At 66.5% G+C, this 25,514-nt stretch carries 22 protein-coding genes; 13 read left to right on the top strand and 9 right to left on the bottom strand.

Features of this window, described 5'->3' with window-relative positions; translation table 11 throughout:
* Nucleotides 1–9 precede the first annotated feature (9 nt).
* Nucleotides 10–1,047, top strand: a complete 1,038-nt coding sequence (locus C4S71_RS14420) for an Lnb N-terminal periplasmic domain-containing protein (RefSeq protein ID WP_103969594.1) — start codon at nucleotides 10–12, stop codon at nucleotides 1,045–1,047.
* A 255-nt stretch (nucleotides 1,048–1,302) separates the two neighbouring features.
* Here C4S71_RS14420 and C4S71_RS14415 read toward each other — a convergent pair whose 3' ends face one another.
* The 4 genes from C4S71_RS14415 to C4S71_RS14400 form a co-directional block, all read right to left on the bottom strand.
* Entirely contained in the window at nucleotides 1,303–2,037 is a 735-nt protein-coding gene (locus C4S71_RS14415; protein ID WP_103969593.1) for an RNA methyltransferase, read from the bottom strand.
* A 97-nt stretch (nucleotides 2,038–2,134) separates the two neighbouring features.
* Nucleotides 2,135–3,778 carry a chaperonin GroEL gene (groL, locus tag C4S71_RS14410; RefSeq protein ID WP_086511980.1) on the bottom strand — a complete coding sequence of 548 codons (1,644 nt, stop codon included), beginning with the start codon at nucleotides 3,776–3,778 and terminating at the stop codon, nucleotides 2,135–2,137.
* A 60-nt stretch (nucleotides 3,779–3,838) separates the two neighbouring features.
* A complete protein-coding gene (locus C4S71_RS14405; RefSeq protein ID WP_010628243.1) occupies nucleotides 3,839–4,132 on the bottom strand; it encodes a co-chaperone GroES in 294 nt (97 codons plus the stop codon).
* Between the two features lie 224 nt (nucleotides 4,133–4,356).
* Nucleotides 4,357–4,872 carry an FxsA family protein gene (locus C4S71_RS14400; RefSeq protein WP_086511979.1) on the bottom strand — a complete coding sequence of 172 codons (516 nt, stop codon included), beginning with the start codon at nucleotides 4,870–4,872 and terminating at the stop codon, nucleotides 4,357–4,359.
* A 240-nt stretch (nucleotides 4,873–5,112) separates the two neighbouring features.
* Here C4S71_RS14400 and C4S71_RS14395 point away from each other — a divergent pair, with 240 nt between their 5' ends.
* Entirely contained in the window at nucleotides 5,113–5,874 is a 762-nt protein-coding gene (locus C4S71_RS14395; RefSeq protein WP_103969592.1) for an SDR family oxidoreductase, read from the top strand.
* An 89-nt stretch (nucleotides 5,875–5,963) separates the two neighbouring features.
* On the opposite strand, the gene C4S71_RS14390 is transcribed toward C4S71_RS14395, so the two are convergent.
* The 3 genes from C4S71_RS14390 to phhA all read right to left on the bottom strand — a co-directional run bounded on the left by C4S71_RS14390 (nucleotide 5,964) and on the right by phhA (nucleotide 7,653).
* Complete coding sequence (locus C4S71_RS14390) at nucleotides 5,964–6,230, bottom strand: ComEA family DNA-binding protein (RefSeq protein WP_086511977.1); 267 nt, start codon at nucleotides 6,228–6,230, stop codon at nucleotides 5,964–5,966.
* 194 nt (nucleotides 6,231–6,424) lie between these two features.
* A complete protein-coding gene (locus C4S71_RS14385) occupies nucleotides 6,425–6,769 on the bottom strand; it encodes a 4a-hydroxytetrahydrobiopterin dehydratase (protein ID WP_086511976.1) in 345 nt (114 codons plus the stop codon).
* A gap of 53 nt (nucleotides 6,770–6,822) precedes the next feature.
* Complete coding sequence (phhA, locus tag C4S71_RS14380; RefSeq protein WP_086511975.1) at nucleotides 6,823–7,653, bottom strand: phenylalanine 4-monooxygenase; 831 nt, start codon at nucleotides 7,651–7,653, stop codon at nucleotides 6,823–6,825.
* Between the two features lie 276 nt (nucleotides 7,654–7,929).
* Between phhA and C4S71_RS14375 the strand changes: the two genes are divergently transcribed.
* Nucleotides 7,930–9,492, top strand: coding sequence for a sigma-54-dependent transcriptional regulator (locus C4S71_RS14375; RefSeq protein ID WP_103969591.1), 1,563 nt, complete (start codon nucleotides 7,930–7,932; stop codon nucleotides 9,490–9,492).
* On the opposite strand, the gene C4S71_RS14370 is transcribed toward C4S71_RS14375, so the two are convergent.
* Nucleotides 9,465–11,465, bottom strand: a complete 2,001-nt coding sequence (locus tag C4S71_RS14370; protein ID WP_103969590.1) for a RecQ family ATP-dependent DNA helicase — start codon at nucleotides 11,463–11,465, stop codon at nucleotides 9,465–9,467. The two genes, C4S71_RS14375 and C4S71_RS14370, sit on opposite strands and share 28 nt — an antisense overlap.
* A 55-nt stretch (nucleotides 11,466–11,520) precedes the next feature.
* Here C4S71_RS14370 and C4S71_RS14365 point away from each other — a divergent pair, with 55 nt between their 5' ends.
* The 8 genes from C4S71_RS14365 to C4S71_RS14330 all read left to right on the top strand — a co-directional run bounded on the left by C4S71_RS14365 (nucleotide 11,521) and on the right by C4S71_RS14330 (nucleotide 22,113).
* Nucleotides 11,521–12,096, top strand: a complete 576-nt coding sequence (locus C4S71_RS14365; RefSeq protein WP_103969589.1) for an endonuclease dU — start codon at nucleotides 11,521–11,523, stop codon at nucleotides 12,094–12,096.
* 96 nt (nucleotides 12,097–12,192) lie between these two features.
* Complete coding sequence (locus tag C4S71_RS14360) at nucleotides 12,193–13,758, top strand: hypothetical protein (RefSeq protein WP_235014481.1); 1,566 nt, start codon at nucleotides 12,193–12,195, stop codon at nucleotides 13,756–13,758.
* On the top strand, nucleotides 13,755–14,594 hold the full coding sequence (locus tag C4S71_RS14355) for a hypothetical protein (RefSeq protein WP_086511971.1): 840 nt from the start codon (nucleotides 13,755–13,757) through the stop codon (nucleotides 14,592–14,594). Before C4S71_RS14360 ends, C4S71_RS14355 begins: the two co-directional genes overlap by 4 nt.
* Nucleotides 14,591–19,504, top strand: a complete 4,914-nt coding sequence (locus C4S71_RS14350) for a coiled-coil domain-containing protein (protein WP_103969588.1) — start codon at nucleotides 14,591–14,593, stop codon at nucleotides 19,502–19,504. Before C4S71_RS14355 ends, C4S71_RS14350 begins: the two co-directional genes overlap by 4 nt.
* A gap of 3 nt (nucleotides 19,505–19,507) precedes the next feature.
* A complete protein-coding gene (locus C4S71_RS14345; RefSeq protein ID WP_103969587.1) occupies nucleotides 19,508–20,614 on the top strand; it encodes a Wadjet anti-phage system protein JetD domain-containing protein in 1,107 nt (368 codons plus the stop codon).
* Between the two features lie 138 nt (nucleotides 20,615–20,752).
* Nucleotides 20,753–21,187, top strand: coding sequence for an antitoxin Xre/MbcA/ParS toxin-binding domain-containing protein (locus C4S71_RS14340; RefSeq protein ID WP_086511968.1), 435 nt, complete (start codon nucleotides 20,753–20,755; stop codon nucleotides 21,185–21,187).
* Entirely contained in the window at nucleotides 21,184–21,642 is a 459-nt protein-coding gene (locus tag C4S71_RS14335; protein ID WP_086511967.1) for an RES family NAD+ phosphorylase, read from the top strand. Before C4S71_RS14340 ends, C4S71_RS14335 begins: the two co-directional genes overlap by 4 nt.
* Before the next feature lie 165 nt (nucleotides 21,643–21,807).
* Nucleotides 21,808–22,113 carry an MTH1187 family thiamine-binding protein gene (locus tag C4S71_RS14330; RefSeq protein ID WP_103969586.1) on the top strand — a complete coding sequence of 102 codons (306 nt, stop codon included), beginning with the start codon at nucleotides 21,808–21,810 and terminating at the stop codon, nucleotides 22,111–22,113.
* A 5-nt stretch (nucleotides 22,114–22,118) separates the two neighbouring features.
* Here the strand turns inward: C4S71_RS14330 and C4S71_RS14325 are convergent, their stop codons facing one another.
* Entirely contained in the window at nucleotides 22,119–23,054 is a 936-nt protein-coding gene (locus tag C4S71_RS14325; RefSeq protein WP_086511965.1) for a LysR family transcriptional regulator ArgP, read from the bottom strand.
* A gap of 94 nt (nucleotides 23,055–23,148) precedes the next feature.
* Here C4S71_RS14325 and C4S71_RS14320 point away from each other — a divergent pair, with 94 nt between their 5' ends.
* Both C4S71_RS14320 and hppD read left to right on the top strand, forming a co-directional pair.
* Nucleotides 23,149–23,757, top strand: a complete 609-nt coding sequence (locus C4S71_RS14320) for a LysE/ArgO family amino acid transporter (protein WP_103969585.1) — start codon at nucleotides 23,149–23,151, stop codon at nucleotides 23,755–23,757.
* Between the two features lie 266 nt (nucleotides 23,758–24,023).
* The gene (gene hppD, locus C4S71_RS14315) at nucleotides 24,024–25,124 is read left to right on the top strand and encodes a 4-hydroxyphenylpyruvate dioxygenase (protein WP_103969584.1); all 1,101 of its coding nucleotides are present in this window, start codon (nucleotides 24,024–24,026) and stop codon (nucleotides 25,122–25,124) included.
* Nucleotides 25,125–25,514 lie beyond the last annotated feature (390 nt).

Here is a 25,514-nt window from a genome sequence, read left to right as displayed (position 1 = left end):
TGGAATGAAATGGCTCAGCTGATAGTAGGTATTGCCGCCCATACCGTACTGGCGTTGGCGGCTATATGGGGCGCAGCTGCGCTGTGGTTCCGACTGCCCGGTACACCGAACCGGCGGCGTCTGGCGGTAACAGGGTGGAGCCTGGTTGCACTGGTGCTGGTCATGCTCGGTGCTCAGGGGTTCTGGCCGGCAAGCGTCGTCTTGCTGCTGTTGATGGCGGCGCTGCTGACCTGGTGGTTCCGTCTGGAGCCCACCCATGATCGACCCTGGTCGGCGGACGTGGTGCATCTGGCCACGGGGGAGGTGTGCGGCGATCGCCTGACGCTGCATCACGTGCGCGATTTCGACTGGCACACCCGGGACGAGGCGGACGAGCACTGGGAAGAGCGCAGCTACGATCTCGAGCGGCTCGACTCGGTGGACATGATCGTCTCCAGCTGGGGGCGCCCCGGCGTTGCCCATGTGATGATCTCTTTCGGCTTCGAAGGTGAGAACTTCGTGCTTTTCTCCGTGGAGGTACGGCGCCTGAAGGGCGAGCGCTTCTCCGAGATCGGCGGTTTCTTCCGCCAGTACGAGCTTGCCATCGTCGCCGCCGACGAGCGCGATGCGGTAGGGCTGCGCACCAAGGTGCGCGGCGAGCGGGTCTCGATCTATCGCCTGCACATGTCGCGCAGGGCGATGCGCTCGCTGCTGCTGGCCTACGTCGACGAGGCCAATGCCCTGGTCGAGTCGCCGCGTTTCTACAACACCATCACGGCCAATTGCACCACGCTGATCTTCGACATGGCGCGCGGCATCGGCGCACGCCTGCCGTTCGATTACCGTCTGTTGGTCACCGACCGGCTGCCGGGCTATGCCTTCAAGGTGGGCGGGCTGTGGCCCGGCCATTCGCTTCCCGAGCTGGAGGCAAGCGGCCGGATCGACGAGCGGGCGCGGCAGGTGCACCGTGCGCCCGATTTCTCGCAGCGAATCCGTGAGGGAGTGCCCGGCTGGGAGTCGCTGCAGGTCGGCGAGCCGGAGGTCGTGGCGGAGCCCCGAGAGTCGTAACTGCGCGCCGAGGGTCATGAAAGCGCGTCGAGCGTCATAAAAGAAAGAGCGCCACGGGCAAGTAGCCTCGTGGCGCATGTCTCCCTGGGCATATTCGATGCCGCATCCCGTTCCGCTTCCTTGCTCGCGTCCGTGTCGTGCCTTCGACAGTGTCCATTGCCCGATCCCCTCATGGGATCACGCCCTTTGTCTCACGGCGGCGATGACAGTGCCGTAACGAGGAAAAGAAGGTTCCGTGACAGGGCATTTCGAAGCCTAGTCGTCCGTGGCGGATTCTTCCAGTGAGCGCAGCAGGCCCCGCAGCAGCGACAGCTCCTTGCGGCTGGGCTGAGCCCGGGCGAACAGGGCCTGCAGCTGGGCCTCGGTGCGAGCGTGGGGCTGGGTCAAAAAACCGCTGGCCTGCATCACCCGGCTCAAGTGCTCCTGGAAATGCGCCATCTGCTCGCGGGTCGGCTGACCCTCCTCGGCAGGGCGCGGCGGGCGATACTCGCTCTCTGGCCGCAGGCGCCAGGCCTTGAACGTTTCGTAGGCGAGCACCTGTACCGCCTGGGAGAGATTGAGGATGCCGTAGTCCGGATTGGCGGGGATGCTGACCTGATGGCTGCACAGCCGGATCTCGTCGTTGGTCAGGCCGAAGCGCTCGCGGCCGAACACCAGGGCCACCGGGTCGCCCACCGCATTTGCCACCAGCTCGCGGGCCATCGCCTCGGGCTCGTCGAAGTGGGGCAGCGGCAAGCTGCGCAGCCGGGCGCTGGCCCCCACCACCTGTACGCAGTCGGATACCGCCTCTTCCAGCGAGGCCACCACTCGGGCACGGTCGACCACGTCCTCGGCGCCTGCAGCCAGCCGCGACGCCTCGGCATCGGGAAAGCAGCGCGGATTGACCAGCACCAGATTCGTCAGGCCCATGGTCTTCATGGCCCGCGCCGAGGCGCCGATGTTGCCGGGGTGATAGGTCTGGACGAGAACGATACGAATATTGGCGAGCATGGGTCGGCTTGCTTGTTGGGAAAAGCGTGATGGTAGCCCAAAAAGCACAAGCCCCGCACGATGGCGGGGCTTGCGAGGGGCTCGGGTCAGGGCCGGCTTACATCATGCCGCCCATGCCACCCATTCCGCCCATGCCGCCCATGTCCGGGCCGCCTTCCTTCTCTTCCGGGTCGTCGGCGATCATGCACTCGGTGGTGATCATGAGGCCTGCCACGGAGCCGGCGGACTGCAGCGCGGTACGGGTTACCTTGGCCGGGTCCAGCACGCCCATTTCGAACAGGTCGCCGAACTCGCCGGTCTGGGCGTTGTAGCCGAAGTTGCCCTGGCCAGCCTTCACCTCGTTGAGGATCACGGAAGCTTCCTGACCGGCGTTGGTGACGATCTGACGCAGCGGAGACTCCATGGCGCGCAGCGCGATGGCGATACCGTGGGTCTGGTCCTCGTTCTCACCCTTGAGGTCCTTGATCTTGGTCAGCACGCGCACCAGGGCGGTACCGCCGCCAGGCACCACGCCTTCCTCGACCGCAGCGCGAGTGGAGTGCAGGGCGTCTTCGACGCGGGCCTTCTTCTCCTTCATCTCGACTTCGGTAGCGGCACCGACGCGGATGACGGCAACGCCGCCGGCCAGCTTGGCGACGCGCTCCTGCAGCTTCTCGCGGTCGTAGTCGGAAGAAGTTTCTTCGATCTGCGCGCGGATCTGGTTGACGCGGGCTTCGATGTCGCCCTCGTTACCGGCGCCGTCGATGATGGTGGTGTTCTCCTTGGACATGGTGATGCGCTTGGCGCTGCCCAGGTGATCCAGGTTGGCCTGCTCCAGGGTCAGACCCACTTCCTCGGAGATCACGGTGCCGTTGGTCAGGATGGCGATGTCCTGCAGCATGGCCTTGCGACGGTCGCCGAAGCCGGGCGCCTTGGCAGCCGCAACCTTGACGATGCCGCGCATGTTGTTGACCACCAGGGTGGCCAGGGCCTCGCCTTCGATGTCCTCGGCGATGATCGCCAGCGGCTTGCCGGACTTGGCGACGGCTTCCAGCACCGGCAGCAGTTCGCGAATGTTGGAGATCTTCTTGTCGACCAGCAACAGGTAGGGGTCTTCCAGCTCGACCGCCATGGTGTCCTGGTTGGTCACGAAGTAGGGCGACAGGTAGCCGCGGTCGAACTGCATGCCTTCGACCACTTCCAGCTCGTCCTCGAAGCCGCGACCTTCGTCGACGGTGATGACGCCTTCCTTGCCGACCTTCTCCATCGCTTCGGCGATGATCTCACCGATGCGCTTGTCGCCGTTGGCGGAGATGGTGCCGACCTGGGCGATGGCCTTGGAGTCGGTGCAGGGCACGGCCAGCGCTTCGATTTCCTTGACCGCAGCGATGACGGCCTGGTCGATGCCGCGCTTCAGGTCCATCGGGTTCATGCCGGCGGTCACGCCCTTCATGCCCTCGGTAACGATGGACTGAGCCAGCACGGTGGCGGTGGTGGTGCCGTCACCGGCGACGTCGGAGGTCTTGGAAGCGACTTCCTTGACCATCTGCGCGCCCATGTTCTCGAACTTGTCCTTCAGCTCGATCTCCTTGGCCACGGAGACGCCGTCCTTGGTCACGGTCGGAGCGCCGAAGGACTTCTCCAGTACCACGTTGCGGCCCTTCGGACCCAGGGTGGCCTTGACGGCGTTGGCCAGGATGTCAACGCCACGGGCCATGCGCTTGCGGGCGTCATCGGAGAATTTGACTTGTTTCGCTGCCATTTTTCGTTACTTCCTGTGAGTTCGTGAACGTCTTATGGGAACGGAGTAAGGGTCGTCGGCTCAGCCTTCGACCACGGCGAGAATGTCGGACTCGCTCATGATCAGGACTTCCTCGCCATCGATCTTCTGCTTCTCGACGCCAAAGCCATCCTTGAAAATCACGGTGTCGCCGACCTTGACGTCCAGCGGGCGAACATCGCCGTTGTCGAGAATCCGGCCGTTACCGACGGCGAGCACTTCGCCACGAGTCGGCTTTTCCTGGGCGTTGCCCGGAAGCACGATGCCGCCAGCGGTTTTTTGCTCTTCTTCAACGCGACGGATGACGACGCGATCGTGCAAGGGACGGATGTTCATTGCTCACGTTCTCCTGATGGTCTGTGGTGCCATGCATGGACATGGCGGTTCGTCATTCACTTCCAGAAGGTCTGGAAGGGGAGGCGAGGACGCCTTCCTTGTCAAAGGCACCGAGCTCCGCTCGGCACCGTAGCCTTGTGCTGACCGAGAAATGGGGCCGGGCAAATCCCTTTCAAGGGCCAGCAATAAAAAAAATTCGCGACGCGTGGAACGCTGGGCGGCTGTCAACGGCGCGGTTCGTCGCGGCTGATGAACTCGCCTTCCAGCGGTTGCCCCTGCTCATCGTGGCGCTGCCGTTCGGCTTCGTGCCCGTGGTGCTGCCACCCCGCATCGCGTGGCGTTTCATCGTGCGGCGCTGCGCTCGAGGTCTGGCGGGTGACGGTGGCGAGCCAGCGCAGATTGAGCAGCGCCAGCAGCCGGGCCAGCAGGCGTCGTGCACCGGGCATCACACAGAGCAGGCCGAGTGCATCGGACAGGAAGCCCGGGGCGAGCATCAGCGCGCCACCGAAGATGAGAGCGGCGCCGGTGAGCAGTTCGCTGGAGGGCAGCTCGCCCTGAGCCATGCGCTCGCGGGCGCGCAGCAGCGTGGCGGTACCCTGCTGCCGGATCAGGTAGAGACCGGTGAAGCCGGTGGCCAGTACCAGAAGCAGAGTGGGCAGCAGGCCGATCTGGCTGCCGACGGAGAACAGGACGACGAAGTCGAGTAGGGTGAACAGCGAGAAGAAGAGCAGTAGCGGCATGTCGGCTCCGAGGATGTCGTTCAGTGCTAGATGGGGATGCTCGAGTGGAATTCAAGCGCAAGCGTAGGGCCCCCTTGGCATCCGCGGTCGTCATCCTTTATGCTGCAATGCACAAAAAGTCCTTTCAGCCTCAAGTCGGTGCCCTGAAGTGCCGAATAGAGGGGTAAGGCAAGAAGAACGGCTCGGCCGCCTGATGGGGCAGTGAGCCCAAGAACTCATACCTCTGACAAGGGACAGCGAATGAAACTGGACAAGAGCGTGATCGCCATCACGGGCGGTGCCCGTGGCCTTGGTTTTGCCATGGCGCATCGTCTCGGACATCAGGGCGCCCAGGTGGCGTTGCTGGACATGGACACGGATGCCTTGGACAAGGCCGTCTCCGCGTTGCATGCAGAAGGGATCGAGGCGGAAGCGTTTCAGGTCAACGTGGCTGACGAGGCCTCGGTGAAGCGCGCCTTCGGTGACGTGGCGGCCCGCCTGGGACCGGTCAGTGGTCTCGTCAACAACGCCGGCATTCTGCGCGATGCGCTGCTGGTCAAGGCGAAGGACGGCAAGGTCGAGAAGACCATGTCGCTGGAGCAGTGGCAGTCGGTCATCGACGTCAATCTCACCGGTGTGTTCCTGTGCGGGCGCGAAGCCGCAGCGCAGATGATCGAGGCGGGGCACGACGGGGTGATCGTCAACATCTCCAGCATCTCCCGGGCGGGCAACATGGGGCAGAGCAACTACGCCGCGGCCAAGGCCGCCGTGGTAGCGCTGACCACCACCTGGGCCAAGGAGCTGGCGCGCTACGCCATTCGCGTGGGCGCGGTGGCGCCGGGCTTCATCGAGACCGACATGACCGCCTCGATGCGTGAGGACATGCTGGAGAAGCTGACCGCAGGCGTGCCGCTCAAGCGTCTCGGCAACCCGGACCACATCGCCCAGAGCGTGGCGTTCATCATCGAGAACGACTACTTCACCGGACGCGTGATCGAATGCGATGGCGGCCTGCGCTTGTAATACGCCAGAACGTTACCCTGCCAGAACGACAGCGAGGCCGGCATTTGCCGGCCTCGCTGCGTGTGACCCATCCAGAGGCAGGGCTTGCCTCAGAACGTGACCTGATCGCGGAACTTGTCCACTGTGGCCTGGCCGATACCGCTGACCTGCGTGAGGTCGTCGGCACTCTCGAAGTTGCCGTTGGCTTCGCGATACTCGACGATCGCCTGGGCCCGGCTCGGGCCGACCCCCGGCAGTTCGGTAAGCAGCTCGGCATCGGCGGTGTTGACGTTGATCGGAGCGACGTCCTGAGCTGCAGCGAGTGAGGCGAAGCTCAGCAGGAGTGCCAGCAGTGCACCTTGAAGGATCCTTTTCATATTTTTCTCTCGTATGGTTCATGTAACGACACCGTAACGGTGTCGCTTTTCAACCTAATCGAGATCGGGGCGGTAGCGAGAGAGGCATATCGCCATTTGCTACGTAAGACAATGCCGATAAGTTTTGGGCGACATCGACCCGAAACCTTGTGAGCCGGGCAGCCCGGACGGCTGCGCCGGCCCTCGTGAATCGTTCAGTGCTGCTCGGCGACCTTGTCGGTGCGTGCCGCCAGGATGAAGTCGTTCTTGTGCAGGCCTTTCATTTCATGAGACCACCAGGTCACGGTGACCTTGCCCCATTCGGTGAGCAGGGCGGGGTGGTGGCCGGCTTCCTCGGCAATCTCGCCGACCCGATTGGTGAAGGCCAGTGCCTGCTTGAAGTTGCGGAACTTGAACACGCGCTCGAGCTGCTTGATGCCGTCGCGCTCCACCATCTCCCACTCGGGGATGTCGCGCCTGAGCGTCTCGAGTTCGTCGTCGGTGACATGGGGTGCGTCCCAGCTGCATGCTTCGCACTGCTGTTCGGAAAGTTGGGTCATGGTCGCTCCTCGTCAGGGTTTGTTGGTATGGGTGTCGTCGCTTGCGTTCAGGCTTACGCCTTGGCTGCCTTCGGGGCCGGCTCGAAGCGCGGTTCGTGCAGGCCCAGCTCCATGGCCCGGTGCACCATGGCCATGATGTCCTGCTGGGAAAGGTCGTGCAGGGTCGTGAGATCGTCCAGTACGTAGTAGAGCGGCTGCAGGATGTCGATGCGGTACGGGGTGCGCAGCGCCTCGATGGGGTCGAACGGCAGATGCTCAGGCGTATCCGACAGCGCGTGCAGGGTCTCCTTGGGCGAGGAGATGATGCCGCCGCCGTAGATGCGCCGGCCGGCCGGGGTATCCACCAGGCCGAACTCCACCGTCATCCAGTACAGGCGCGCCAGGTAGACCCGCTCCTTGGGCTCGGCTGCGAGACCCAGGCGGCCGTAGGTAGCGGTGAACTCGGCGAAGGCCGGGTTGGTGAGCATCGGGCAGTGGCCGAAGATCTCGTGGAAGATGTCCGGCTCCTTGAGGTAGTCGAGCTCTTCCGGCGTACGGATGAAGGTGGCCACCGGGAAGCGCCGGTTGGCGAGCAGCTTGAAGAAGGTGTCGAACGGGATCAGCGCCGGTACCTGGGCGGTTTGCCAGCCGGTGGCCGCCTGCAGCACGCGGTCGATGTCGGCGAGCTGGGGGATGCGGTCCTCGGGCAGGGCGAGGCGCTCCAGGCCGTCGAGGTACTCCTGGCAGACGCGCCCTTCGAGCATGCCGAGCTGGCGTTGCATCAGGGTCTGCCAGGTGGCGTTGTCCTGTTCCGGCCAGTCGATGTAGCCATTCTCGTCGGGCAGACGGGCGCGGTATCCGGTCTTGCTGGCGACATCGCTCAGATGCGGATTGGATGACGTCATGGGGCACTCCGGTCGGCTGAAATCTTGTGTTTGTGTGGCGAACCTTTGACTCGAGTCTAGGGCCGGTATGCGCCTTGCCTGTCAGGCTGCGGATGGCTTTTTCGAAGGGAAATGAGGCTTGATCGTAAAGAAATCGTGACAGTTGGTGCCGGGGCGTCTTCCCATATCGTCAGCTTCAGCAGTGTCGAGGTTTGTACCGTCTCGGGTGTCACGTTATCTTTACAGGCGAGTCACGTCGGCTTGACGTACTTTTTCGCGCCCGGAGGCACCAGCGCCATGAGATTGAGGTTTCACTGCCAGAACCGCATCGGCATCCTGCGCGATATCGTGTCCCACTTCGTCGACTACGGCCTCAACGTGGCGCGGGGCGAGGTGGGCGGTGAGCATGGCAACGCCATCTATCTGCACATCCCCAATCTGCTCAATGCACAGCTGGCCACGCTGAAGCCGGTGCTCGAGGCGATACCGGGGGTGTTCGGGGTGCGCCGGGTCAGCCTGATGCCCAGCGAGCGACGTCATCTCGAGCTCGATGCGCTGCTGTCGTCGCTCTCCGATCCGGTGATGTCGATCGACATGGAGGGGCACGTGGTGGCCGCCAACCGGGCGGCGGGCCAGCTGCTCGGGGTGCGCATCGACGAGGTGCCGGGGCTGTCGCTCAACCGCTACCTGCCCGACGTGGATCTGCCGGCGCTGGTGCGGCGCAACAATGCGCGGGTCAACGGCCTGCGCATCAAGCTGCGCGATGCGACCTTCCTCGCCGACATCGCGCCGCTGCACCGCGAGCACCACGACGACGTGGCTTCCCTGGCCGGCGCGGTGGTGACCCTGCACAGCGCCGACCGGATCGGCGAGCGCATCTACCAGGTGCAACGCCAGGAGCTGCGTGGTTTCGATGCGCTGTTCCAGGCCAGCCCCCGGCTGGCCGCGCTGATCCGCGAGGCGCGGCGCATGGCGCCGCTGGACGCGCCGCTGCTGATCCACGGCGAGACCGGTACCGGCAAGGAGCTGCTGGCGCGGGCCTGCCATCTGGCCAGCGCCCGCGGTCAGTCGCCGTTCATGGCACTCAACTGCGCCGGCCTGCCGGAATCGATGGCCGAGACGGAGCTGTTCGGCTATGCGCCGGGTGCCTTCGAGGGGGCGCGGCCCGAGGGCAAGCTCGGGCTGCTGGAGATGACCGCAGGCGGCACCATCTTCCTCGACGAGGTGGGCGAGATGAGCCCGCGGCTGCAGGTCAAGCTGCTGCGTTTCCTGCAGGACGGCGGCTTTCGCCGGGTGGGCAGCGACGAGGAGACCTATCTCGACGTGCGGGTGATCTGTGCCACCCAGCAGGACCTGCCCCGGCTCTGCGCCGAAGGCCACTTCCGTCAGGATCTCTATCATCGGCTCAACGTGCTGTCGCTGGCGGTGCCGCCGCTGCGCGACTGTCTCGACGGCATCGAGGCCATGGCGCTGCATTTCATCGATCGCGCCGCGCGTCAGATCGGCTGTCGCATGCCGTCGCTGTCACCGGCGGCACTGGCCAGGCTCTCCACCTATCACTGGCCCGGCAACGTGCGCCAGTTCGAGAACGTGCTGTTCCAGGCGGTGTCGCTGTGCGAGGGCGACGCCATCGAGCCCGCTCATCTGCGTCTGCCGGACGTGGGCGAGACGCCGGGACTCTCGGGCATCGATCTCGACGGCTCGCTCGCCGACATCATGGGCGACGTGGAGCGTCGTATCCTGGCCTCGCTTTATCCGCAGTATCCCTCGAGCCGCCAACTGGCCAAGCGGCTCGGGGTCTCGCACACCACCATTGCCAACAAGCTGCGCCATTACGGTATCGGTGCGGGTGACGCCTGACCCTCGACCAGCGTCGTGCGAGAGGCCAGCTCCCTGACCTCGGCGTAACGGTAGGCTTCCAGCGCGCCGAAGCCCGCCAGGCGGCGCGCCTTGAGCCGGGTGAGCAGGGGGCTGGTCAGGCCGCAAAGGAAGCGCGCCAGCAGGTCCGGCGTGACGGGATGAGGTTCGTCGCTGGCTGCCAGCTGTTGCGCCAGCTCGCCCGCGAGCCGTGCGACGGTCTCGCGTGTTATGGGCTCGAGCGGTTCGGGTTCGGGCAGGTTGGCAATGGCGCCGCGGCAGGCCGAGCAGTGGCCACAGCGCTCCGGCGCCCGGGTGTCGCCGAACCATTCGGAAAGCCGGCGGCTCAGGCAGGCTTCGCTCTCGAACAACGCCAGCATGGCGTGCAGACGTTCGACCTCGGCCCGCTCTTTGTCGTGGAAATAGGCGTGCAGCTCTTCGCTCAGGGCCGCGGCGTCGATGTCGCCGCGCAGCACCTCATAGACCTCGGTCATCTGCTTGCTTTCGAGCACCATCCAGCCCTGGGCGACGAAATAGTCCAGCGCGGTGAGCACGCGGGCGCGCTCGACGTTGAGGCCGCGCTCCTCGCCTAGCCGTTCGAGGGCCGCGAAGTCGAGGTTGAACCAGGTGCGGGCACGCTGCGAGGCGTCGACAATCGCCTGAACGAAGGCGCTGCGTTCGCCCTGGAAGCGCGATACCAGCACTTCGGGTTCGTCGTGCAGGCGGAAGCGGTACTCGGCGAAGTAGCTGTAGCGCGGCGCGATGTAGCCACGCAGTTCGAGTTGCACCAGCAGCGTCTTGAGCGGCAGCGGGCGAATGTTGCTGTGCTGGGAGAGCGAGTTGAGCACCAGCTCCCATTGGCGTGCGCTGCCGGCCGCCTCGATCAGCTCGTCGATCACCTTGCGGATGCCGTGAAGCTCCGGGGTGTCGCCGTAGACGAAGTTCTCCAGCACGTTGACGTGATCGCGCCCGGCCAGCATCAAGCAATCGGAGGGCTGGCCATCGCGGCCGGCACGGCCGATCTCCTGGCTGTAGTTCTCCACCGACTTGGGCAGGTCGAAGTGCACCACGTTACGGATGTCGGCCTTGTCGATGCCCATGCCGAAGGCGATGGTGGCGACGATGCAGGGCGTATGGCCTTCCATGAAGTTGCGCTGGATGCGCTCGCGGGTCTCGGCGTCGAGCCCGGCGTGGTAGGCGGTGGCAACGAAACCCGCCTTGCTCAGGTAGGCGGCCAGACGCTCGGCGGTCTGCTGCAGGGTGACGTAGACGATGGTGGGCTGGGGCGGTTCGCTGCCCAGCCTGGGCCTGAGCCACTCGACCAGGCGACGCGCCCGGGTCTCGGCAGGTACCGGCGCCACTTCCAGGTTGAGGTTGGGGCGGTAGAAGCCGGTGGCGGTGACGTCGCCCTCGGCGATGCCGAAGCGCTCGCGCATGTCGGCGATTACCCGCGGCGTGGCCGTTGCGGTCAGCAGCAGTACCTGGGGGATGCCGAACTCGTGGCGGTAGTGGGGTAGCTTGAGGTAATCGGGGCGGAAATTATGGCCCCACTCCGAGATGCAGTGGGCTTCGTCCACGACCAACAGCGAGATCGGCACGCGGCGGATGAAGGCGCGGAAGCGCTCGTTCTTGAGCCGCTCCACCGAGACCATGAGGATGCGGATCTCGCCGCGCTTGACGCCTTCCATCACTGCCGCCGTTTCCTCGCGGCTCTGGCCCGAGTCGATGCTGGCGGCGGCGATGCCGTGGCGCGCCAGGAAGGCCAGCTGATCCTGCATCAGCGCCAGTAGCGGCGAGATCACCAGTGTCAGGTGGGGCAGGTGCAGGGCCGGCAGCTGATAGCACAGCGACTTGCCCGAGCCGGTGGGAAAGATCGCCGCCGCCGAACGGCCGGCGGTTATCGCTTCGATGACCGGGCGCTGGCCGGGGCGGAAGTCGTCATAGCCGAAGACCTGCTGTAACGTCTGATCGATCACGTGGGCACTCCCTGCTCAGTTGTTTTGCGTTGCGCTTATGCGAAAGGCGGAGGCCATGACGACCACCGGGCGAACATTCTCGCATATCGTCGGTTTCGACGATTGTCCGTTCCCACGCGGGCATCGCGGCGACGTGGCCATTGTCGGCACGGTGTTCTCGGGGCTGCGCCTGGAGGGGGTGCTTTCCGGCAGGGTGCGCCGGGATGGCGTCAACAGTACACGGGAACTGATTCGTCTGGTCGGCCACTCGCGGTTTGCTGCGCACTTGCAACTGATCATGCTGCAGGGCGTTGCCTTGGCCGGTTTCAACGTGATCGACGTGCAGCACCTGCACGCCGAGCTGGGTCTGCCGGTACTGGTGGTGGCGCGTCGGGCGCCGCGCCAGGGTGCCATGCGCCGGGCCCTGCTCGAGCGCATTCCCGGCGGTGCCCGCAAATGGGCGCTGGTCGAGCGTCTCGGGGAGATGGAGCCGCTGGCAGGCGTCTACGTTCAGCGCGTGGGGTTGAGCGCAGAGGAGGCGGTCGCCGCGATACGTGCCACTACGCCCCATGGCAGCGTGCCCGAACCGCTGCGCGTGGCGCACCTGATCGCCGGCGGCGTGACCACGGGAGAGAGCCGCGGCAGGACCTAGGCAGGCAACGTGTAAAACTGTGGCCACTGGCGCCATGACCCGAGGGGCCGAGCTTGGCATAATGCCCCTCTTTTCTTCGCCCGCAGGGAAGACCCCATGACCGCCTGGAGCAAGCTGCTGATCGCCACGACGCGGCTGATCGACCTGCACGACAGCGCCCACGAGCCCGGCTCTCCCTTCGTTCAGGTGAGCCAGGAGCAGCGTCGCGGCCTGCGCGACGGCTACTGGCTCGACCTCGGCTGCCTGCTGCTCGACTACCTGCTCGACGAGGACTTCGCCACCAACAGCGCCTTCGTCTCGCAGAGCCGCTGCCTCAATCACCTGCGCGAGGTGTACCCGGGGCTGCCCCACGACGACCTGAGCTTCGTCATCAATCTGCTCTCCACCCCCAGCGAGATCCACTTTCGTCAGCCATCGTCATCGCCGACGACGGGCGACGACGCGACGGCAGAGGAGCGCAGCCGGCGCAGCACCAAGCGCACCGCGCTGATCGAGAAGCAGGGCCAGACCGGCCAGGTGCGCCTCACCCCGAGCGGTCGCCAGGCGGTGACCCTGGCCAGCCAGGTCGAGGACCTGCTCTACTCCGAGTACGACGCCGCCAAGGTGCTGGCGGCGCTGGCGCGGGGCGATTTCGCCCGTATTCCCGACATCACCAACCAGATCCTGCTGGCCATCCGCGCGCTGACCCAGGAGCTGCGCCGGGTGCGCGAGAACCCCACTCGCGAGGGCAAGCTTTCCGCCCTGCTCGACAACGAGCGCCACTACCACAACGCTCTGACCAACATTCAGCAGACCCTGCTCGACGCCCGCGCCCAGCTCGCCACGCCGCGCCTGATGGAGCGCTTCGAGAGCTGGCGCGAGGCGCAGTCCGACGACTGGGACCTGCGCGTGCTCTCCGGCGCCATCGGCCGCGTGCTCACCGCCATCGAGAACCTCTCGCGGCGGCTCTCGGAGCTGCTTGCCGACATCGCCGAGGGACGCATCCAGGCCATGGGCGTGATCGACTTCCAGGACATGGCGCGCCAGCTGCTCGAGGCGCCGCCCGCAGGTGCGCTGCGCGATGCGGTGGTGGCGCGCATGATGCCGCTGCACGTGCAGGCCACCTTCCCGCGTTTGGCGCCGCTGGTGCCGCTGCTCGAGAGTCGTCGCGCCGACGTCAGCCCGGTGGCGCTGGTGTTCGACGAGGCGCGCGACGCCGCCCCCGAGGACCCGCTGCTGGCACGCTTCCTCGAAGCGCGCGGGCCGGCGCTGCGCCAGCGCCTCAGACGCGCACCGCTGTCGCTGCCCGAGGCGCTGACCGAGGGCTGGCACCGCTTCGAGGAGGGCGACTGCCTGGCCCAACTGCTCAACACCTTCGTCGATACCGAACTGCTGGCCCCGGGGCTGACGGTGGGTATCGACGCGACGCCGTTCGAGCTCGAACTCGACGACGGCCGCCGCATCGAGGGGGCTGTGACCCCCTCTCTCGGCTTCTTCTCTCTACAGGCGCCCGGGACCGCGCCGAACTCCTTGCAGGCGCCCGGGGCCGCACCGAACTCCTTGCAGGCGCCCGGGACCGCGCCGCATTCCTTACAGGCGCCCGCCGCCGCGCCGCATTCCTTGCAGGCGCCCGCTGCCGCGCCTAACGACATATCGCGCATCGATCAGGACGAGCCAGTATGAACATGACCGAGATGGGCGAAGTGGTCGCCTACCTGCTGCGCTACCGCAGCGCCGAACGCACCCCGGGCGGCGGGCGCAAGCGCCGCGCCGCCCGCGAGGGCCAGCTCTCCGAGCGCGACGTCTGCGCGCTGATCGATGACGCCAGCGAGGCCGAGCGCGAGGCGCTGCGCGACTTCCTGGCCGGGCAGGGGCTGAGGCTCAAGGCCTTCGAGTCCGGCGACTACCCCGGCATCGCGCCCGGTTCGCGCTACTACGCGCTGCTGCCCGACCCGGAGCTGGAGCAGCCGCCGCTCTACACCCGCGAGCCGGTGTTCGAGGCGCTCAAGCTGCGCCAGGAGAGCCGCGCCGAGCTGGCCCAGTGGTACCTGCAGCTGTGGCTGCTGATGCACACGCTGCTCTACACCCGTTACAACCGCGCGCTCTCCGACGTCAGCCGCTACCAGGAGGCCACCTTCGCCGGAGCCGAGCTGGTCGAGCTGATGCGCGACCAGCTGGAGACGCTGCGCAGCCTGGGCGAAGAGGCGCCGGAGAGCAGCCGCGTGCTGCTGGAGGAGCGCGGCGAGGACATCAGCCGTCGGGTGCGTGCCTTCATCGACCTGCAGGTGCGCGCCGGCCTGCTCGAAGGCCTGCGCGACGCCGAAGCGAGTGCCGGCGCCGAGGAGAGCGTCGGCGAGGTGTGGCAGCAGACCCTGCTCGGGGCGCTGGAGAGCGAGCAGATCGGCATCCATCAGCTCGGCCACCTGCAGGCGTTGGCTCAGGGGCGTGCCCAGGGCCGCTATCGGGATGAAGACGCGTACGAGGCCGACATCGACGAGCACGAGGAGACCCAGGCATGAGCGTGATCAACCGCATCGAGGTCGCCAACCTGCTCAACAAGCACGGCGACGTGGCCTCGCCCTGGGACGCCAAGATGCGTCACCTGCTGCTCGACCTGCGCGGCCAGTCGAGCGCCATCAGCATGGAGAACGGCTTCGGCAAGACCACGCTCTCCGAGGCGCTGATCGGCCTGCTGTCGCGGGACCGCACGCTGCTCTCGCGCACCCGGCGCAAGTGCTCGCCCTCGGCGGTGGGCGGCAGTGCACGTAGCTGGAGCCACCTGCGGGTGGAGTTCCGTTCGCGCAGCGGGCTCGAGCGCCAGGATGACATGCTGGCGGCGGCGGGTGAGGAGGTAGCCGGCGAGACCTTCGTGTTCGGCTTCTACGGCTACAGCGACGGCAGCGGGCTTTCCTTCTACCACTATGCCGGGCGTCTCGAAGACGTGCCGGTGCACCACCAGACCCTCGATGGCAAGCTGGCGCTCTTCGCCAACCGCGACGTCAAGGCGGCCATGGCCGAGCGTAACGTGCGCCTAACCCACAACCGCGAGGAGTGGCTCGAGGCGGTGGGCGCCCACGTCTCCCGTCGCGAACTGGCCCAGCTCGCCGCCTTCCAGAAGGAGGGCGGCGCCGACAAGAGCCAGATCTTCAACGCCATCAAGCCTCGCGCCGGCGAGAAGGCCGACCAGGCGTTCTTCTTCGAGGTGCTGGCCCCCGAGATCCTCTCCGGCGCCACCCGCGGCGAGACCGACGAGAGCGAGGAGCTGATCGAGGAGGTGATCCTCAACTCCGGTACCAACATCACCGAGCTGCGCCATCGCCTGGAGGAGGCCGAGAGCGACCAGCGCCGCGCCAGCGACAAGGTGTTGCGCCTGGCCGAGCTGCGCGAGCAGGGCGAGACCCTGCGCGACGCCCGCGCTCGGTTAAGCGAGCTGGACCAGGGCCTGGCGGCCAGCGAAGCCTTGCTGGGCGGCCAGGCGCTGCTGGGCCTGCCCGGGCTGCCCCGCGCCGCTGCCGAGAATGACGCCGAGGATGACGCCGAAGCGCGCGGCGTCGCTCCGCTGGATGGTTTCGCCTGGATCGCCGGTGATACCTCGCGGCCGCGGGTCTCCACCTCGCTGCTGGCGACGCTCTCCGGCCTTTCCGAGCGGGCCGTGCGTCAGGCGCTCTCCGAGCGCGGCGCCCGGGTCGACGTGCACCGCCGGCTGATTCACCTGCCCCAGGCCGAGTGGCCGCTCAACCGCGACGTCGGCCACGTCAGCTTCAAGGCTGCCCGCGAGTGGCTGGCCGAAAGTCACGCCCTGGCCGACGACACGGCCCGCGACCGCGCCCTGAGCGCGCTGGACGAGGGCGCCGACGCCTTCGAGGCCGCCGATGGCAACCGCTTCCGCGAGGAGGTGATCGGCGACGGGGTCTATCTCGAGGAGCTGACCCGTGAACTCGCCGAACTGGACGAGCGCCGCGACGACCTGGAGCACGAGCGCGAGCGGCTGGAGTCCCAGCAGCGCGACTTCGTCGACAACCAGAGCTTCTACACCCAGGCGCTGGCCGAGGGGCTGTTTAGCGAGGCCGAGCTGGAAACCCCCGAAGCCAGCGCCGAGGCGGCCAAGGCCGAGGCCGCCGACGCTCGCCGTGCTCTCAACGCGCACCTGGGCCGCGTCGGCGAGCTCAAGCAGATCGCCGCCTGGCACGATGCCTACCGCCGCGAGTGCCCGGGTACCGCACCGGCCGAGCGGCTCGAGGAGAAGCTGGAGCGCGAGGCCGAGCTGGCCGAGTCCCTCGACGAGCTGACCCGGCGCCGCGACGAGGCGCTCGGCGCCTTCGAGACCGCCCGGGCCGAGCGTGAGCGGCTCAACGGAGAGCGGGAGCGCCTGACCGGCGAGCAGGGCCTGCTGGCCCGCGGCCAGGCGCCCTGGCGCGCCTTCGTCGAGGGCTGGCCGGGTGAAGAGGTGAGCGGCTTCTGGACGCGGCGCAAGACCGCGCTGGCCGAGCTGGAATCGAACTGTCGCGAGGCCGAGCAGCGCCGTCAGGAGGCCGAGCGTACCCTGGCCCGGCTGGCACCGCTGGCCGAGGCCGCCCGTCGTTACGCTGAGCTGCACGGCGACGACGAGCCGGTGCACCTGCGCTCACGCCTGCGCGAGCGGGAGCGCGAGCTGGGCGACGAGCGCAAGCGGCTGCTCGACGAAGAGAACCACCTGCGCACGCTGCACCGGGCGCGGCTCGACTTCGCCGAGCGCAGCGAGCTGACCCCGGAGAAGTGGTTGGCCGACGCCCGGCGTCGCTATCCGCGGCTGCTGCGCGAAGCGGAGACGCTGGAAGCCGACATCGCCGCCCGCGAGCGCTATCTGGAGAGCCTCTCCGGCGATCCGCTGGAGCGGCGCGTGGTGGAGGCCGAGGCCCACCGCCAACTCGACGAAGCCGGCATCGCCTGGCAGCCGCTGCATGCGGTGCTCAACGTCGACACCCACACTCCCGAGCAGCGCCGCGAGTGGCTGGTGCAGGCCGCCGGGGTGCTGTTCGCCCCGGTGGTGGCCGGGCGCGAGGCGGCCGAGGCAGCCGCTGCCGAACTTATCGAGGCGGGCCTGGCGGTGCCGGTGTTCGAGGCCGAGGCGCTGACCGGCCTGCTGAGCCGTGGCGAACCGCCTTTGGGCGCAGTGGCCGGCGTCGAGACCCTGGCGGTGAAAGCGGCGCTGGACCCGAGCTATCTGGAAGCGCTGCGCGAGGCCACCGAGAAGCGGCTGGCCGCCGACCGCGAGCGGCAAAAGGCGCTGGCCGTGGAGTGCGAGCGGCTCGACCCCCATGGCGAGACCTTCGCCCTGGCGCTGCGCGCCCGCGAGGCCGACGAGGCCCAGGTCGAGATGGCCCTGGAGGCCCTGGCCGAGCGGCAGGCGGAGTTGGCCGAGCGCGAGGCGGAGCTGGCACCGCGGCTGACCGATGTCGCGCTCGCCTGTATCGACGACTACCAGCGCTACCTGCAGGAGGGGGGCGAGTTCGCCCAGCAGGAGGCCGCCGAGGCGCGGCTCGAAGCCGAGACGGCGCTGGCCGAACTCGCACCGCGGTGCGAAGCGGCGGTCCGCGAGTTGGAGGCCCATGGCCAGACCTGGCTCGCCGCCGAACAGTTCAGCGACGCCGGCGGCGTCGAGCGGCTGCAGGCACTGGAGGCGCGCCTCGCCGAACTCGAACGCCACCTGAGTGAGGCGAGTGTACGACTGGCCGCCGCCGAGGAGCAGCGTGAGACGCTCAAGCGCCAGGTGGAAGAGACCGAGGCCCAACTGCGCGGCATCTTCAGCGACGGCGAGCGCGACCGTCTGCGTGCCCTGGCGCGCTTCGAAGCGGAGGGCGGCGTCGACTTCATGGTCACTGCCGCCGAGGTGCAGGAGGAGCTGGAAGCCGCTCAGGCCCGGGCGACCCGCCGCGCCGACTTCGACTTCACCCGCATTCGCGCCTACCTGGAGGTACGCGACGCCGCCGGCGGCAGCCAGAAGCTCGAGCGCGAGATCGCCCGGGTGCGGCGCGAGCTGGGCGAGCTGCGCGAAACGCGCAAGGCCCGTGGGGAAGAGCGCGACGCCCTGGAGGCACGCCTGGCCGAGCAGCGCCGGGCGCTGGCCTGCATCGATCAGCTGGCGGTGGAGTGGCTGCGGGTGCTGCGCGACCTGCCCGAGGGCTGGCCACGGCGCCTGGCGGCGCTGGTCGATCTCGCCGAAGCCAGCCGCTGGCCCGGGGAGGCGGACGAGCACGCGGCGCGCAACGCCGCCCTCGACGCCTGGCACGACATGACCGGCAGCGAGGGGCAGGGCGAACTCGACATCGAAGCGCTGGAGGCCTGTCAGCAGACCCTGGTCGATGCCCTGGGCGAACTCAACCTGGGCGAGCAGGCGCGCAACCGCGAGCGCCAGGCGCGCCAGGTCGAAGGCGGCGAGCGCAAGCTGGCCGAGGCCCTGGCGGAAGCGGCCCACAGCCGCATGTTCAGCGACACCGAGCGTGCCCGTCTGGCCGGGCTGACGCATGCCAGCGCCGAGGCGCTGGACGATCTCTCGCGCCTGCACGATCAGCTGGCGGGCCAGCTCGACGACCACAAGGTACGGGTCGAACGGCTGCACGCTTCCCGCGAGCAGATCGAAGGCACCCTGGTGGAGCGCCTCAGCTCGATCATCTCGGACGCCGCCGGCAACCTCGACATCCTCAAGCGCGTGGCCAAGAGCAGCGGCGAGGGCGGTGCCTTCTTCGAGGTCAAGGCCTCGCTGATCGGCCCCGACCAGCTGCGCGACCTGATTGCCACGCTGCTGGCCGACATCGACGAGCACCAGGCCGCCATGCGTCGCCGCGCCGAGCGCGACGGCGGCATGGTCGACGGCGAGGCGCGCCGCCGCGACGACGACCTGCTGCGCCAGATCCGCCGGCGCATCTACCGCGGGCTGTTCCACGACGTGGCGATCCGCCTCAAGCACGACGCCATCCGCCCCCATGGACGGCTATTCTCGCTCAACGAGGAGATGTCAGAGGGCCAGCGCGAGGCGGTGTCGCTGATGTGGCTGGTCAAGCTCTCCGAGTTCGCCATCGAGCGCGAGCTGCGCGAACTGCCGGGGCACCACCGCCGCCGCGCGCGTACCAGCCGCGAGAGCGTGATCCTGCTCGACGGCCTGTTCTCCAAGCTCTCGCACCGCCGCCTGATCCAGGACTCGCTGGAGTCGCTGCGCAATACCCGCGGGCGCTTCCAGATGATCGGCCTGATCCACAACCCCAACTACGAGAACGACCCCGACATCTTCCCCACCTACCTGGTGGGCAGCGTGATCGGCGGCGCTCAGGGACAGGGCGGCCACGTGATGGTGCGCGACGGCCGCATCGCCGCGCCGGAATCGCTGGGCCGCAGCGTCGGCGAGGCCAGCCTGTTCGGTATTCATGTCAGCGAGCCGGCGACCCAGGAGTAAGCGATGCGCGATGCCACTCTGATGCTGAGCGAGGCGGCCAGGGATACCCTGGCCTGGCTCGAAGGGGAGTGGCAGCACGCCTACTCACGCGGCGGAAAAGGCAAAGGGTGGCGCTCATTTACCTTGATCCAGATGCTCCAGCAGAAGAACATCTGTGAGACGGAACTGCATGCCTGGCAGGTACTGGAGGAGTTGGGGCGCGCTGAGTTCATCGCTCTTCCAACGGGTGTACTGCTCTCGCCTCGCGCGAAGCTGCCGGTGAAAATCGAGTTGGCGGCTGCGCGTAGGGAGGCCCTGATGTCGGTTTCTCCTGCATTGGACCCACGGCTGGCATTGGAACCTAGGCAGCACTCGGCGTGGCGGAGGGCACAGGAAGGGCCGCTCGGTAGCTGGAGCACTGAGGACCAACTGGCCCTGGCCGAAGGCCTCAGACGGCTGGCCAACGACCTGCCGGGCGCTTATCAACTGAGCCCCTACGTAGCCAGCGCGCGCTACCTGCTGGGAAGCAGCAAACTGCTCGAGACTCTGCCCACCGAGCTGGTGCGCTCGTTCGGTATCGAGACGGACAGCTTCCAGGCTGCCGAGACCTGGCTGCTGGCCAGCGTGCCCGAGCAGCCCAAGGGACTCCTGCTGATCGAGAACGCGCAGAGTTTCAGTCAGGCCTGCCGCGTGGGGTGTGGCGAGCGCCTGGCCTTGATCTGCACGTTCGGCTATGGCCTCTCTCTAGCCAACGCTTTGGAGAGTGGGGATCGGGTACGGCTGGTCGGTCAAGGAACGGCCGGTGTCACCCTGGCTGATTTGCTGCGCCTGCCCAGCCCCACTTACTGGGGCGATCTCGACCCCGAAGGACTGCGCATCTATCAGAAGCTACGCCGCTCCCTGCCTGAGCTGGCGCTTTCCGCACTGTTCGGCCCCATGCTCGCTGCCCTGGAAACGGGAACTTGTCATCCCCTCGATGCATTGACCGGAAAGGCAGGGCAGCGCGTCGCCGGAGATTGGCAACGTGGGCTCGATCAGGAGTGGCTGGAGGATATGCAGGTTCAAGAGTTGGCAGGCAGCGCGCTTCCACTGTGCGTGCAGAACGAACTCATGGAGCGTATCTCACAGTAAGCCAATGGCATCCCTTGTACGTTCTGGAGCCTTGAACGCAAGCGGCCAAAACGAAGGGGGAAGCATCGGCCAGCAGTTCGCCTGCATAGGCATTTTGCCGTATGCTAAAGGCACATTGCCGCAGCGGGAGGGCTGATCATGCAGGCGCTGACTAAAGAACGCGAACACGAGCGCGACATTGAAGAGGAGGTCCTGGAACTCCTTGGAGGGCACGAAGGTGACACTCTGGACGCGCTGATCCGGGCTGGCATCCCTCTGTCGGTTCTGGACAAGCTTGCCCAACATGGCATCGATGCCGGCCGGCTGGGCATCATCAATCCTCGTACACTGCGTCACCGCCGACAAAAGTCTGAACCATTGAACAGCGATGAAGGCGATCGACTCTATCGCGTGAGCCGCATCGTCGTGCTGGCTGAGGATGTTTTCGGTAGCCAGGAAAAAGCGGCCACCTGGCTGAACAAGCCGCGCAGAGCCCTTGGCGGGCGAAATGCTTTCGAGGCCGTCAAGACGACCCCTGGCTACCTGGCAGTAGAGGAGCTACTGGAGCAGCTGCGCCATGGGTACGTCGCATGACCAAGGAAAGCCTCTGGCGGATCTCACAGTTTCAGGATCTCTCGGGCATTGGTGGTACCAAGGTGGCTGGGCGTTGGCACAACAAGGGCAGGCCCATCGTCTACCTCGGCGATTGCCCGGCCATCTGCCTGTTGGAAATCCTGGTGCATATGGAAGGGGAGCCAGACGAACTTCCCGAGGCATTCACCCTGCTACGAGTGGAGCTTCCTTCCGGGGCCGTGAGTCGCGCGCCCACGGTCGACCTGGATGCGACATGGCGTGATGACCTGAACATCACACGGCGCCTTGGGGACGCTTGGCTTGAAGCGGGAGAGTCGCTTCTGCTGCGAGTGCCCTCCGCCATCGTTCCCCACAACATGAACTTTCTCCTCAACCCGCTTCATCCAGATGCAAGCAAAGCAGCATTGACTAGTGAGTCATTCCCGGCTGACCGACGGCTTTATCCTCAGGTTTGACGGAGAAGGTCGGTCCAGGTCAGAAAGCAGGACTTCGCCTGGAAGCTTGATCAATACCTGAGCGAACGATTTGCGGACTTCGCCCAGATGCGCCCCTGTCGATTAGCGTGTCCTGCGTTACCATGGGGTGTCGTTTTGTCTGATGCTGTCGAAGGGGCTACCACCATGCACGTCATCATCGATCTCTGCGTCGTCCCGCTGGGGGTGGGGGTGTCGGTCTCACCGCAGATCGCCGCCTGTCAGCGGGTGATCGAGGCCTCGTGCCTCGAGCACCACATGCATGCCTACGGCACCAACATCGAGGGGCCGTGGGATGAGGTGATGGCGGTGGTCAAGCGCTGCCACGAGGTGGTGCACGAGATGGGCGCGCCGCGCATCACCACCACCATCAAGCTGGGCACTCGCACCGACCGCGAGCAGTCCATGGCCGACAAGGTGTCGAGCGTAGAAAACAAGCTACGCGGTTCGTGATTCGCTCATGCCGTGGATAGCGGCGTGAGCCAGGCATCGCCCAGGCGCAGCAGGTGGTCGGTGAGGGCGTCGAGCACCTTGCCGCCCTGGCGCCAGTGGTGCCAGTAGAGCGGTACGTCGATGACGAAGCCCGGCGAGAGGTCGACCAGGCGACCATCGGCGAGGTAGGGGCCGGGGTCTATCTCTTGCAGTCGCCCTTCGCTGAGCTCCCGCTCGGCCTGGCGCTCCGGCACCATGCCGTAGCCGAGCCCGGCCAGTGCCAGGCCGATGAAACCCTCCGAAGAAGGGCAGAGGTGGTGGGGGAAGGGCGGCTCCACGCCGTGCTGGGCCAGATAGCGGTGCTGCAGGCGGTCGTCGGGGCCGAACACGATGGCCGGCGCCCGGCGCAGCGCCTCCGGGGTTACGCCCTCGGCGAAATGACGCGCCACGAAGGCGGGGCTGGCCAGGGCGCGATAGCGCATACTGCCCAGCGGATAACTGCGCGCGCCTTGCACCGGCGTGGGCGAGTCGCAGATGCAGCCGGCTACGTCACCGTCGCGCATGCGCTTGAGCGCCACCTCCTGATCCTCCACCACCAGATCGAACAGCACGGGATGTTCCTCGCAGAAGCGTCCGATGGCCTCCGGCCACCAGGTGGCCAGGCTGTCGGCGTTGATCGCCAGGCGCAAGCGTTGCTCACCGCTGCCGAGCGCTGGCACTTCACCGAGCAGGTCGCCTTCCAGCAGGCGCACCTGCTGGGCATGGTTGAGCAGTTTCCGCCCCAGCGGGGTGGGAGCGAGGCGTGGGCTGCGCACCAGCACCGGCTGGCCCAGGCGTGCCTCGAGCAGCTTGATACGCTGCGACACCGCCGATTGCGTGAGCCCCAGGTATCGCGCGCCGCGTTCGAAACCGCCTTGATCGATCACCGCCATCAGTGCCTCGAGCAGTTTGTAGTCCAGCATCAGTAATGCTAATCCCCAAGTTCGTTTATTTATTTCTCTTATCATCATGGCGAGCTTAGCCTTGGCGGCATCGACTTGCCAGGGAGAAAAAACGATGTGGTTGTCATGGCTCAACGGGTTACTGATCTGCGCCGGGCTGATCGTCGCCATCGGTGCCCAGAATGCCTTCGTGCTGCAGCAGAGCCTGCGCCGGCAGCATGCCTGGCTGGTGGCCGGGGTCTGTGCACTGTGCGACTGGCTGCTGGTCGGTGTCGGCGTGCTGGGCCTGGGCATATTGATCGCTCAGCAGGAGACGCTGATGGAAGTGGCCCGTTGGGCCGGTGCCGCCTTCCTGGCCTGGCAGGCATCGCTGGCGTTTCGTCGGGTCTTCATCGGTCAGGCCCTGGTAGCGGGTGGCGGCGGCATCCAGTCGTGGCAGGCCGCTCTGGCGGCAACGCTGGCGGTGACCCTGCTCAATCCCCAGGTCTATCTCGAAACGGTGGTACTGCTCGGCGCCATTGGCGCGGTGCAGCCGAGCCCGCTGGGCTTCTTCATCGGTGCGGCGATGGCCTCGTTCGGCTGGTTCTTCGGCCTGGCCGCGGCGGCGGGCTGGCTGGCGCCACGGCTGGCCAGCCCCCGAGTGTGGCGTGCCATCGACCTGGTGATCGGGCTCATTCTGGCCTGGGTGGCGTGGAGGTTGGCGAGTGGCTCCATGATTCCTTAGTGGCTCCAATGTAAAGATAGCTTTACGCCCTGTCACGATATCGCACCGCCCGAAGTGCGCTGTCGTCGCACCTGGATCGGCTGTAAGGATTCTTTTACATGGCGCTGGCGAGTTATCCCCAGCGGGCGCTGCCAAAGGTGCTCGCGGGGCGTTTCTCGGGGAGAGGGCGCGCACTAGTCTGGAGTCACCCGTTGGCACCTCGAGGGGTGCCGAACCCGACGCAGACACTGCGCTTGCACAATAACGTCCACCCCCTGGAGGAAACAATGAACGCACCCGCCAAGACCGTTTCACCGATCTCACAAGACAATCCGATCGGTACCAACGGCTTCGAGTTCGTCGAGTACAGCGCACCCAGCGCCGAAGGCATCGAGGAACTGCGCGCGCTGTTCAACCGCATGGGCTTCACCGAGACGCGCAAGCACCGCTCCAAGCAGGTGTTCCTGTTCCAGCAGGAGAACGTCAACTTCGTACTCAACGCCGAGCCGGACAGCCACGCGGCCGAGTTTGCCAAGGTGCACGGCCCCTGTGCCTGCGCCATGGCGTGGAAGGTGGCCGACGCCAAGCAGGCCTTCGAGTATGCCCTGGCCCACGGCGCCGAGGCGGTGGAGAATCCGGTCGGTCCCGGCGAGGTGGGCATTCCCGCGGTACGCGGCATCGGTGGCTCGCTGCTCTACTTCGTCGACAACAAGGTCGACAGCGAAGGCCGTACCATCTACGACATCGACTTCGAGCCGATTCCCGGCCGTTCGCCCAACGACAACAGCGTGGGTCTGAAGGTGCTCGATCACCTGACCCACAACGTCGACCGCGGCCAGATGGACAAGTGGGCCGACTTCTACACCGAGATCGCCAACTTCCGCGAGAACCGCTACTTCGACATCAAGGGCAAGAAGACCGGCCTGCACTCCCGCGCCATGACCGCCCCCTGCGGCAAGATGCACATCCCGATCAACGAGTCCGCCGACGATAGCTCGCAGATCGCCGAGTTCCTGCGTGAGTACAACGGTGAGGGTATCCAGCATCTGGCCATGGCCACCGACGACATCTACGCCACCGTGCGGGGCCTGCGCGCCAACGGCGTGACCTTCCTCACCACCCCGGACACCTACTACGAGAAGGTCGACACTCGCGTGCCCAACCACGAGGAGAACGTCGAGGATCTGCGCGAGCTGAGCCTGCTGATCGACGGCGGTCCGGACGAGGGCGTACTGCTGCAGATCTTCACCGAGACCGTGATCGGTCCGATCTTCTTCGAGATCATTCAGCGCAAGGGCAACGACGGTTTCGGCGAGGGCAACTTCAAGGCCCTGTTCGAATCCATCGAAGAGGATCAGATCCGGCGTGGTGTGCTCAAGGCCGACTGATCCAAGTCACGGCTCCCGTTCCATCGGACGGGAGCCGTTTTTTTGGTGCGCCAGGCATGGCGCGCAGCGCCCGACGGGCGCTGTTTCCGAGGGTGGTGCCTCGGAATGACTTGGGGGTGAAAGTCCCCTACGGACCCTGATAGCGGGAACCGTTAGCCGAACAGCAAGGGTGTCCGTCGCGAGACGGAATCTGAAGGAAGTTGGAGGCAAACTCCCGGCCCGACGAACAGAAATCGCATACGAGGCTGTCGCCACCTGGGCGAGAGGGCCAAGAAACTCGAAGCCCAATAGCTATCCGGAAGGGGCGGCAGTAGATGCGGCGGGTGTATGGGAGGAAGGTCGCGCGTCTTACCCTGGGAGGTCTGATGGTCTGCCACAGTGCTACCGGCG

This window comes from Billgrantia desiderata (assembly GCF_900108215.1).
Taxonomy (GTDB): Bacteria; Pseudomonadota; Gammaproteobacteria; order Pseudomonadales; family Halomonadaceae; genus Halomonas; species Halomonas desiderata.
Note: the sequence above shows the minus strand (reverse complement) of the source record. Positions and strands in the feature narration are given on the sequence as shown.